This is a genomic window from Niastella sp. OAS944, from assembly GCA_024809215.1.
In the GTDB taxonomy this organism is placed as follows: Bacteria; Bacteroidota; Bacteroidia; order Chitinophagales; family Chitinophagaceae; genus Niastella.
The window spans coordinates 2438410-2450680 of the sequence record JANUBW010000001.1 but is presented as its reverse complement, the minus strand read 5'-3'; the positions used below and the strand labels follow the sequence as shown (position 1 = coordinate 2450680).

Here is a 12271-nt window from a genome sequence, read left to right as displayed (position 1 = left end):
TTAGGCTTTCAAGGGATCCGGAGAAAAAGTTTTTGATTCGGGATAGCCAGACTTTAATTTGACCAACTGTATATTGCTTTTAAAAGTCTGTTTGTAAAGTTATCTTTTGCCGGAATTTGCCGGCTAGCAGAGTCCACAATTTGCGTTACGGATTTTACTAATAATGTAATGAAACAGAAGAATAAGATCTCTTTTAAGCAAGTATTTCATGTACGATCGCAGAAAGCATCTGGGCATGGTCGTTGGTTATTGTTTCAATAAGTGATGGATCAAACAGGAAATTATCATAAGCAAGATTCAGGGTCATTGCGTCATTATACAGGTCAATGAAGATTGCCAGGTTCTGATAAGTAGTAGTACCACGATGTTTGTGATAGACCATTCCTTCCTGTACAGGTCCGAGATCCTGATCTTTAGTTACCAGTGTCAGGAATACCGGCATATCGCCTCCTACAGGCGGATCAAACCTTGATCCGATTGCTTCAAACGGGTATACACTATGACGTGATAAAAAATATAGCTGCTCGTCAATTTCATCAAGCAGGGCAGGGATATTCTGGTCTTCACGCAAAGTAATAAAGCAGGGGCCGCTTGTAGTTAACCAGCCTATTGTATCCTTATATTTAATATTAGCTCTGCTGGAGGCCGGCACATCGAATGCAAATGTTCTTTGACCACTTAATTTATTAAAAGTGATTGCAATACCTGCAATTAATAATGATAAGATACCGTTTCTGCCCTGCTCTTTATATTTTTGAATACTTTTTGTTAGATCGTTTGTATAATTAAATGATAAATAACCGGCAGCATTAGCCTTATATTTTCTGAGAACCCCTGCTATTACCCTGTCATCGCTGAATGGCAGTTGATCCATTTTCGTTTTTACTTCATTGGCAAGCGCTATATATTTTTCCCTGTGCAGCTCCCATTTTTTTTCGTCAATTACCAGCAATCTTGGTAGCCCGTCAGCCAGTTTCTCTTCCCAATAAAGTCTGTGCGCATTGTTTTTGTTTTCGAGTAGTTCATTTTCAAAAGCCGCATACTCTTTATATTGTATAACGTTTGATGTTACCGGCTCAAAAAAATCGTTGGTGAACATTTTCCAGAACTGAGCCAGGTCCTTTTTAAATACCTGAAATGAATGGAGATCAAAGATCAGATGATGTATAATAAAGTAAATATTATAAAGGTCAGTGCGCTTTTTAAACACCTCAACACGGAATAAAGGACCCAATTCCAGGTTGAAAGGCGTTCTTGTAGACAAGGATACTTTTTTGGTGACAAAATCATCTCTTTCTTTTTCTTCAAAGGAGCAAACATCTGTAAGGGTATAAGGGATAGAAAAATGCTTCGAAGGGTGAATTACCTGTTTTAGCGTTCCATCAATCACCTGTAACGTTGTTCTGAGAATTTCGTGTCTTTCGATCAATGCGTCAACCGCCTTTTGAAATATTACCTGGCTAAAAGAGCTGACTTCAAATTTAATACTGGTATTATATGGATAATTGTCTTCTCTTACCTTATACGTAACCCACTCTCTGCGCTGAATATATCCTGCTTCAGCGATAATATTTCCTTGTTTAACAGAAGTATCGGAAACAATCATTGTAATTGTATTATTTATTAAAGGATGGATTTATTTCGTTCTAAAAGAGGAATTCCGAAAACACCAGGGAATAAAACTACGGTCTTCTTCAATTGTTGAATGACCATATTGTTTATATACCGAATGGTGATAAATACAAAACATTCCAATTTTCCAGAAAAGCTCATCGCCGCTTAACAGGTCGTTGCTATTTATAGTGCAGTAGTCGCGGAACATTTTAACCGGGTATTGCTGATAAGCCTTTGAACTTTGTACCAATAAAGCAGTATTGTAATGGTCATTGTGCGTATGTTGGTTCAGGTTTACATCAGGCTCCGGTATATTAAGCTGTATTTCGCTGTTTGAAACGTTGTGCGAATCCGATAGTTCCGAAAATATTATATTGTCCAGGGCCATTGTAAGGTCTTCCCAATTAGTATAAACAGATCTTTCGTCTACGCTGGCGATGGTTGGTATCTGGCCGGTTCTGAATTTGTCGAGGCTTTGGTGCAGATAAGTTGAAAACCCGGTACCATCATAATTACCGTCGGGCAGGCGCAGGAAATACAGTACACAGTTGTTGGCCTTAAATGATGCAATGCTTTTATTTCCTATGCGTATTGTTCTTTCTTCGTGTTGCAGAACCGGATCAACCGATACTCTGAATAAAAGGGATTCAATTGATGCTATTTCCCTGGCACTCCAGTATTTTTCATCTTTCCCTGCGTCACCTGCGGTAGTATGAACAATTACTACTTTGCACTCCTTGTCGGCAATACTTTTACTTATTTCAGGAGCCATAAAAAGTTGCCAATCGTCTGCATGCGCTATAAAGTAAAAAGCAATTCTTTTGAATGATTGCATAGTAAAAGGTTTTGAAGAAATTAAGTAATAGCGGAGGGCTAAGGACCGATTCAAATGTATGGAAATTCATTGCAAATAAATTTGTGGGTGGCCGCAATCAGTTTTGTAAAGTTCCACAACAGTAACAATCAATTCGTATGGTAGATTTGAAAAGAGAATTGATTACAGGTGCGCAGGAATATGATCTCAAACAAATAACCGGCTTGTGGGTTACTGGTGGCGAAGCCTTGTTTTTTTCCCTCCAATCAATATCAAGGCATTCTTTCTATCTCTGAATCTTAGTGCATTCCTTTTTATAACTACAACGAGTTTATTCAAAATATAAGTTTAAGTGAAGATGAATAATTCATTACAACCTATTGCAATTGTTGGCATGGGATGCCGGCTCCCTGGCGGGGCTGCGTCAGTACAAAAGTTTTGGGAGTTAATGCTCAGTGGCACCGATGCAGTAACAAACGTTCCGGCCGAAAGGTGGAGCACACGCCGCTTTTCCAGCCAGGATGAGCAAAAGAAAGGAAAAGTAATTACTACACAAGGTGGTTTTCTGCATGAAAAAATTGATGAGTTTGATCCCTTGTTTTTTGGAATATCACCCCGCGAGGCCGAATCACTGGATCCGCAGCAAAGGCTGTTGTTGGAGGTTTCATACGAAGCCACAGAAGATGCGGGGCTGCCGCTAAACAAGATCGTTGGAAGTAACACCGGCGTATTTATAGGAGGTTTTACGTTCGACAATGGCCTGTTGCAATATGCGAAGCACAACCGGTCGCTGCTTAATTCCTATACATCTACGGGTGTAATGCTTACGATGCTTTCAAGTAAACTGTCATATTGGTACAATCTGAAGGGGCCTAGTATGACCATTGATACAGCCTGCTCTTCTTCACTGGTAGCTATTCACCTGGGTGCTCAAAGTATATGGAATGGTGAATCTGATATGGTAATGGCTGGCGGTGTGAACGTAATGCTGAGGCCCGACATCAGCATCGGAATGAGTGGCGCAAAATTGTTGTCGAAACATGGCCGGTGCAAAGCATTTGATGAAGAGGCCGCGGGTTATGTTAGAGGCGAAGGTGCGGCAATAGTGATACTGAAACCTTATGATAAAGCCATAGCCGATAACGACAGGATCTATGCGCTTCTCAGGGCAACCGGCGTGAACCAGGATGGAAGAACAAATGGCATTACTACACCCAATGCAGCAGCGCAAAAAGAACTGATCAAAAAAGTATATACACAATCGGGCCTCGATGTAAAACAGATCGATTACATTGAAGCGCATGGTACCGGAACCCAGGTAGGAGATACCATTGAATTCAATACCATCAATGAAGTATTGAAAGAAGGCGGTTACGACATGGATAAATGCCTGATTGGTTCTGTTAAAACAAATATCGGACACCTTGAAGCGGGCGCTGGCGTTGCTGGATTTATAAAAACAGCACTTTGCTTATACAATAAGCAGGTGCCGCCAAACCTGCATTTCAAACATCCCAATCCAAGGCTTGATTATACAAACAGCGTTCTGAAAGTACCTGTAAAAGCAGAAGAGCTTCCAAAAGAAAGACGTTCACTTGCTTCTATCAATTCCTTTGGTTATGGCGGCACCAATGCCCATGCTGTATTGCAGGAATACCGCCCCAATCCGGTTACGCAAAAAGAAACAGTAATACCCGCAACAAATCCTTTTATATTACCATTATCGGCGCACAGCAATGACGCGCTTAAACAATTAGCCCTGGGCTGGTATGAAGCGCTGGCGAATGATAGTGTAAAACTGAATGATCTGTTGTACACAGCGGCACTAAGGCGTACACATCATCCCTGCCGCCTGGCCATCGTAGCGGAATCAAAGCAAGAGCTGCTTGATAAACTTAATTCTTACAATAATGATATAATCTTAAAAGGTGTTGTTGCCGGTAATGCCGGTCATACGAAAAATAAATTTGTATTTGTATATACTGGCATGGGGCCGCAATGGTGGAAGATGGGCCGGGAGCTGCTTGAAAAAGAACCGGTGGTTGCGGAATCTATGAAAAAATTTGACACCGAGTTTCAGGCTGTCTCATCATGGTCTATACTCGAAGAGCTTAAAAAAGATGAAGCGCATTCCAGAATTAAGGAAACGCAATTTGCCCAACCCGGCAATTTCATAATACAATTTGCACTTACAGAATTTTTAACCCATTTAGGGATCGTGCCCGATGCGGTGGTTGGTCACAGTGTAGGCGAGGCTGCATCAGCTTATTTTTCGGGCGCGCTTTCACTGAAAGATGCTATCACGGTCATCTATCACAGAAGCCGGTTACAGGGATTGTTAGAAGATAAAGGAAGAATGCTGGCGGTCTCTATTCCTGAAGAAGAAGTATTAAAACTGATAGCGCCGTTCCCGTCGATCTCTATTGCTGCAGTCAACAGTCCGGGTTCTGTCACTTTATCGGGCGATGAAAATATACTTGTACAATTGGCCGATCAATGGGAAATGAAAGGCATCTTTTGCAGAATGCTTGAGGTAAGCGTACCGTATCATAGTCCAGTAATGGACGAAATAAAAAATGAATTGCTGGATGTTTTAAAAGATCTGAATCCACACCCCACTTATGTAGACCTGTATTCAACCGTTACCGGGAATAAAATTGAAGGAACAAAGATCGATGCTGAATATTGGTGGAACAATGTGCGCCAGCCCGTTTCATTTGCAAAAGCGGTAAACAACCTGGTTCAGGATGAATACACCTGTTTTGTAGAAATTGGGCCGCACCCCGTTTTAAAGAACTCTATTCTTGAATGCCTTGATCATAAAAAATGCAAAGGTGAGTTGGTGCATTTTCTCAATCGCAAAGAAGCTGAGCAGGTTCATTTTTATACAGGATTGGCAACTCTTTTCACCATGGGATACCCCATGGATTGGGCTAAAATAGCACCTGAGGGTCAACTGGCCAGCCTGCCTGCTTATACCTGGCAAAGGTCGCGCTACTGGAATGAAAGTATTTTTTCTGCCGAGGACCGAAAGGGCAGGGAAGGCAATGTTTTTCTAAATACCAAATTACCGGTCCCCCATCCGGCTTATGAAGTAGAATTAAGCCCTGAGTTTTTTCCTTTTATTCGCGATCACGTGATCCATGGGAAAACTATTTTCCCGGGTGCGGGCTACATTGCAGCAGCTATAGCATTGTATCAAAGTGAATACGTAGCGCGTGACAAAGGGTTTTGCCTCGAAGACGTTTCGTTTCACCAGTTGCTGCAGGTAGATAATCAGCGAACCCAATTTATACACGCTGCACTGCAATCGAGGCTTAATCAATTTTCAATTCATAGCCGCTATGACGATAATAACCTCAGCTGGCAGCTAAGGGCCAGCGGGCGGTATGTTGAACAGGTTTTGTCTTCTAAAGATGCAGGCGCCATGCCGGTTACTGAAATCGAAGGGTATCGTGTTTTGTACCCGGACGAAGTATATTCTATTCTTACAGCAAAACAGTTGAGCTATGGTCCGCAATTCCGCGTAATCAAAGAGCTCGTTACCGGAACCACAGGCACAGTTGCTCTTTTGCAGGCAGATGACACAATTGAGCAAAGTACTGATAACTATTTTATTCATCCGGTTTTGCTGGATGGTTGTTTTCAGGCGGTAGTGGCCGCTACCTCAAAAAAAGTACTACCTGTATCAATTCAACGGCTTAACTGTTATGCGGCTGCCGCCAATACAATTTCCTGCGCTATTAAGATCACAAAGGAAACAGATAATGAAGTAACGGCTGATCTTTCTGTTTATAATGCCGATGGAAATATTTCGCTTTTCATAGAAGGATTGAAATGCCAGTCAATTGTTCAGGATACCCAGGTATTGGAAAATGAGCCTGCCGGTCCTTTTTATATACCTTATTGGGAAGAAGTAACGGCAACGGATAGGGACGAACAGCACTATGTTTGTTTTGTACTGGGTAATTCATCGCCTCAATCAGGAAAATTAATAAAGCAGTTTTTGGCGGCCGATAAAACTGTTGTTGAGATCAATGTAGTATCTGGTAACGCCACCCCAAAAGATGACCTGCAGGAGATCGATCTTTTTCAAAAGGAAGCAGTAGATAAACTGGCCAGGCGGATGGCAAAAACAGGTGCGCCGGTAAAATTGGTGTACCTGGCAGGCATGAATGAAAATAAAGAAAATAAGTTCAGTGCAGGCGCCTGTACCGATGTGATCACACCTATTGTTAATCTTGTACAATCATTTGCTGCATTGGATGATGTTCCCGAAGTTCATCTTTATATTCTTACTTCACAAGCCCAGGTAGCTATACATGGTGATTCGGGCCAGTCGTTGATGGAAGCGCCGTTGTGGGCATTGGGTGCTGTTATTGAAAATGAACATCCACAGTTCACTGTAAAATTGATTGACCTGGATGATACGGCAGATGATGGTAAATGGCTGGGTCAAATATTCGGTGGCGCTAATGAGACCGCTGTTGCTGTACGCAACGGGAAATTATTAGCGAAAAGATTGAAGAAAATACAATTGACAGGTGATATACAGCAAAAGAAAAAGATCAATACAAAGGAACACGGTGTTGCTCTTAGAACCGGTGCTTCTGCTAACTATAAAGACCTGTATTACGAAGAAATTCTGCGAAAAGCGCCATTGAATGACGAAGTGGAAATAAAAGTTTCGGATGCCGGCATTAATTTCAAAGACTATTTAAAGATCACCGGACAAATATCGCGCAAAGCACTGGAAGGTACTTATTTTGGCGATGGCTTAAGTATGGAATGCGCCGGCGTGGTCACAAGAACAGGAGCAAAGGTGACCCGTTTCAAAAAGGGTGATAAGGTGCTTTTCATAAACCCCTCCGGATCGTTCCAGTCATTCATTACTACAAAGGCAAACGAAATTGTTCACCGGCCTGCCGTTCTTAATAAATATGGATCACACGTGGTGATCGCGTTTCTAACGGTGTTTCATTGTTTGAAAAATATAGCCCGGCTCAGTAAAGGCGAAAAGTTGCTTATTCATAATGCAACCGGGGCAGTAGGGTTGGCAGCTATTCAATATGCACAATGGAAAGGGGCCCAAATTTTCGCCACCGCCGGAAATGAAGAAAAAAGAGATTATCTGCGGTCATTAGGGGTACAACATATTTATAACTCACATGACCTGCAATTTGTAAAACAGGTGATGACTGATACTGAAGAGAAGGGAGTTGATGTAATTCTGAGCGCTATGCAGGGCGAGGTGTTACTGCAGGGTTTATCCTTATTGGCGCCTTATGGCCGGTATATTGAGATTGGTAAAAAGGACATAGCAGACAATGCCCCGCTGCCCATGCAATGCTTTAACCGGAATCTAAGCTTTTCTGCTGTTGACATTGATCGAATGATTGGGGAACGTCCCCGCCAGATAGCTGCTTATTTAAAAGAAATTACTGCATGTTTTGAAAAGAATATTTTTCAGCCTTTACCGGTAAAAGTGTTTGATGCGGATTGTATCAGCGACGCATTTGAGACAATTAATAACAACGCCTATATAGGAAAACTGGTAGTTGATTTTGAGGACCAGGAGATCGAGGTCGTATCATCCGCAAACAGTACGCCGGATGAATCAACCTGGCTTGTTACAGGTGGTACAAAAGGCCTCGGGCTTGCTATAGCGGATTGGCTGTCCCGTATCGGGATCAAAAATATTGTTCTGGCCGCCAGAAATTCTCTAACTGATGAATGCCGGCAAACAGTGGAGGCCATGCGAAAAAGAGGAACTACTGTGTGGCCAGAACATACCGATATCGCAGAAGAAAAGCAGGTGAAGGCATTATTACAAAAAATAAAAACAAAAATGCCTCCATTGAAAGGTATCGTTCATTGTGCCATGGTACTGGATGATGGATTACTGGCAGACATGACCGCGGAGCGTTTTGAAAAAGTGCTCCGGCCAAAAGTAGATGGCGCATTACATTTGCACAATCACACGCATAACGAAAAGCTCGATCATTTTATTTGTATCTCCTCCATTTCATCATTGATCGGCAATCCCGGGCAGGCTAATTATATTGCTGCGAATAGTTTCCTCGATGCCTTTGCGCATTACCGTAACAGTAAAGGCCTTCCTGCTTCTGTCATCAACCTGGGTGCATTGGCCGAAACAGGCGTTGTGTCACGGAGTAAAAATATTGAGATCATGCTTAACAGCGCCGGCATAACCGGTCTGTCAACAGAAAAAGTATTACAGGCCATCTCTTATCTCATAAAAGAGAAACCCGTGCAGGCAGGTTTTTTCAATATCAACTGGAAAATATGGTCGTCTGCAAATCCCAAAGCAAAGCGCACTTCCCTATTCAGGCATCTCAACCTGCAAAAAAATAAAGAACAACTTCCTGATAAATGGAGTGAGCTGATCAATTTGCTAACGCCGATGAACAGCGAAGAACGGTATGGGTATATCCGCCAACTGTTATTGGATGCCTTATCTGAGGTTTTAAAGATGCCTCAGACCGCCATTGATCCCGAAAAAGGGATCAACCTGCTGGGCATCGATTCAGTGATGGTGGTGGAATTGATAACGGTTATCAAAAAGAATGTAGGGGTCAATATGTTGCCTATGGAGTTTTTAACCGGCCCATCTGTTAACCATCTTACCGGTGTTATTATTGACAAATTGCCCGTTCTTAAACAGGAAGAAGTTATTGCTTAAAAAAAATCATGACAACAGTGAATAACGATACCATACAGGGAAGACTTCAGCAAAGCTTTCGCGATCATGCAGCGCATGTTGCGATCTCATGTAATAACCAGGATACAAGCTATGCCGAGCTGGACAAGCTGAGCTCCTCGATATCGGGGCACTTGATAGAACAACAGGTACCATCGCTGGCTTTTGTTGGTATCTCTATCGGCAACAGAAAAAATTTTATTGCATCGGTAATAGGTGTTTTAAGATCACGCTGCGTTTTTGTTCCGCTGGATCCCAAACTGCCTGCGTCACGATTACAGGCGATGATAAAATCGCTTGACCTGAAATATATTATTACAGACGATACCATCTGGTCACAGGTATATGATAATGAGTTGTTTTCTCACCTTTCTTTTTACCTGGTGAACAGAATGGGTAAAGAACGCAAAGTAATACCACCTGTTTCCGACTCAATTATGCCTGCAGACCCCCTTTATGTTTATTTTACTTCGGGGTCAACAGGCGAGCCAAAAGCTGTTCTGGGAAAAAATGAAAGTCTGCTGCATTTCATTAACTGGGAGATCGATACTTTGAAAGTCGATCATACCTGGAAAGTTAGCCAGTTCATCAATACAGGTTTTGATGCCTGCCTGCGTGATATTTTTGTTCCTTTATTGGCAGGCGGTACTATATGTATCATGGAGGAAATAGATAAAAATGTGTATGAAGCCGACCTCACGAAATGGATCGATAAAAATAAGATCAACCTTATTCATTGTGTTCCCAGTTTTTTTAAGCTTATTAACAACGACGGCATCTCGGCAGAAAATTACCAGTCATTAAAATATGTATTGCTTTCGGGCGAAGCGTTGCAAATACCGATTCTTGAAAAATGGTATAACAAAATGGGGGCTGCTGTAAAGCTGGTAAACCTGTATGGCACAACCGAAACTACGCTTGTTAAAACCCATTATTTTATTCAGCCGGAAGATACCGCCCGCAAAGCGATACCGGCCGGCCGGCCTATCAGCAATACAGAGATCCTTATTTTGAATGATAATATGATGCCATGCGGCATTGATGAAACAGGTGATGTTTATATCAACACACCATTTATGACCCATGGTTATTACAATGATAAAAAAGCAAATAAGGAGAAATTTATTTCATACAGGAATACTGCAACAGGAATTTCAACAACCATTTATCAAACAGGCGATACAGGTAAATGGCTTGCCGATGGAAATCTGTTAGTACTTGGTCGAAAAGACAGGCAGGTAAAGATCCGGGGTATAAGAATTGAACCGGGTGAAATTGAGAAAACTATCTTAAAACATCCTGCAGTAAAAGAGGCCGTAGTTGTAGTAAGGAAAGATAAGAACGATGAACCCATTCTTGTGGTGTATTATACCGGTGAAAAGCAGGCCAGCATGGAAATGCTGCATGATTATATGGCCAGCCTGCTGCCGCCCTACATGGCTCCGCATTATTTTATTTTCCTTGAAAACATTCCACTTACACCTAATGGAAAAACAGATGTGAACGCGCTGCCCGATCCCTTTGCGCAGGTACAGTATGCAGCGGTAGCGGCACGTGATCACCAGGAAGAGATGCTGGTGGAAATATGGGCGCAAATATTAAATATTAATAAACGGGCGATTGGTATAACCGACAATTTTTTCTTTCTCGAGGGTAATTCTATCCAGGTATTGCAATTGCTTTCCAAGATCCTGGAAACATTCAACCACAGGTTACCACTGGAGGCATTTCTGAAACAACCTACTATTGTTGGATGCATTGAATATTTCAAAAAAGAGAAAACCGGCCAGGAAAACCGGCTTGTTGCAGCCCCTATGCAGGAAGATTATACGCTTAGCTATGGCCAGGCAAGGATCTTCAGGGAATGTAATGGCCGTACCGATACAAATTTCAATATGCCCAATATTATTGAAATAGATGGCCATCTTGAGCCTGCATTCCTTGAATCCGTATTTGTTCAGCTCATTAGCAGGCATGAGGTATTGCGAACCTCTTTTCACCTCGTTAATGGAAATCCACGGCAGGTTGTACATACCCGTGTACCGTTCAAAATTCATTACAGGAAATGCATCCCGGAAACGTTGCAGGCCGACATACGTTCGTGCATACAACCTTTCAACCTGCAAACAGCGCCGCTCATGAGGGTGTCGCTGCTTGAAGTAAGCCCTGTTAAACAGGTACTGGTGATAGATATACATCATATTATTATAGATGCCCTTTCAGGAAGGATACTGGAACGCGAGCTCATCGGTTTATTGCAACAGAAACAATTGCAACCTGTTGCCCTGCATTACAAAGATTTTGCAGAATGGCAACAGGAAATACCTCAGCAACAGGCGCGTAAAAAGCAGGAACAATACTGGCTTAGGCGTTTCAATGATCCTGCTCCACCTTTACTATTGCCGCTTGATCATGATCGCCCGGCCGAAAAAAATTATAGCGGGGCCATTTATAAATTTTACTATAATAAAGATCAGGTAAGGGCACTGGCGGCCTTTGCACGAAAAAAAGAAGTTACACTTTTCACTGTTTTACTGGCCTGTTATTATGTATTGCTTCATAAGCTATCAGGTTCTGAAGATATTGTGGTAGGTATTCCGGCATCAGGCAGAAGTCATCCTGCTGCCGCCGATATAATGGGCCTGTTTGTAGGCGAACTGGCGTTACGAAGCAAAATAAATTCCCCTTCAGGTTTTTCTTCTTTCCTTAAGCAACTGAACGAAGATGTTATTGCTGCATTTGAAAACCAGGACTTCCAGTACAGAGAACTGAAAGAGAAATTGCAACCAACTACCGAACCGGGAAGAAATGCGTTGTTTGATGTGTGGTTCGCTTTTCAACAGGTGACGCAATCACAAATAAAAATTTCAGAATCAGCAACATTTATAAAACAGATCAACAACAATACAGTAGCACTCTTTGATCTTTTATTACGTGCCTATGAAACGGATGAGGAGATCCAGTTCCGTTTTGAATATTGTACAAAATTATTTACGCGGGAAACCATAGAAAATTTCGCCGTATACTACGAGAGCATTCTTCAGCAGATAATTAACGACGATCACGTACAGATTGGAAAGATCGACATCGGGCAACTGGAAAAGGAAATAGTAGCGGAATAA

Annotated in this window: 4 protein-coding genes; 2 read left to right on the top strand and 2 right to left on the bottom strand. The window is 42.1% G+C overall.

All coding sequences use genetic code 11. From position 1 onward, the window contains the following. Positions 1–193: 193 nt before the first annotated feature. Together GGD38_RS09285 and GGD38_RS09280 are read right to left on the bottom strand one after the other, a co-directional pair. A complete protein-coding gene (locus GGD38_RS09285) occupies positions 194–1606 on the bottom strand; it encodes a condensation domain-containing protein (protein WP_375298277.1) in 1413 nt (470 codons plus the stop codon). Between the two features lie 30 nt (positions 1607–1636). Next, entirely contained in the window at positions 1637–2449 is an 813-nt protein-coding gene (locus GGD38_RS09280; RefSeq protein ID WP_375298278.1) for a PIG-L family deacetylase, read from the bottom strand. 337 nt (positions 2450–2786) lie between these two features. Here GGD38_RS09280 and GGD38_RS09275 point away from each other — a divergent pair, with 337 nt between their 5' ends. Both GGD38_RS09275 and GGD38_RS09270 read left to right on the top strand, forming a co-directional pair. Then, positions 2787–9131, top strand: coding sequence for an SDR family NAD(P)-dependent oxidoreductase (locus GGD38_RS09275; protein ID WP_375298279.1), 6345 nt, complete (start codon positions 2787–2789; stop codon positions 9129–9131). An 8-nt stretch (positions 9132–9139) separates the two neighbouring features. Further along, the gene (locus GGD38_RS09270; protein ID WP_375298280.1) at positions 9140–12271 is read left to right on the top strand and encodes an amino acid adenylation domain-containing protein; all 3132 of its coding nucleotides are present in this window, start codon (positions 9140–9142) and stop codon (positions 12269–12271) included.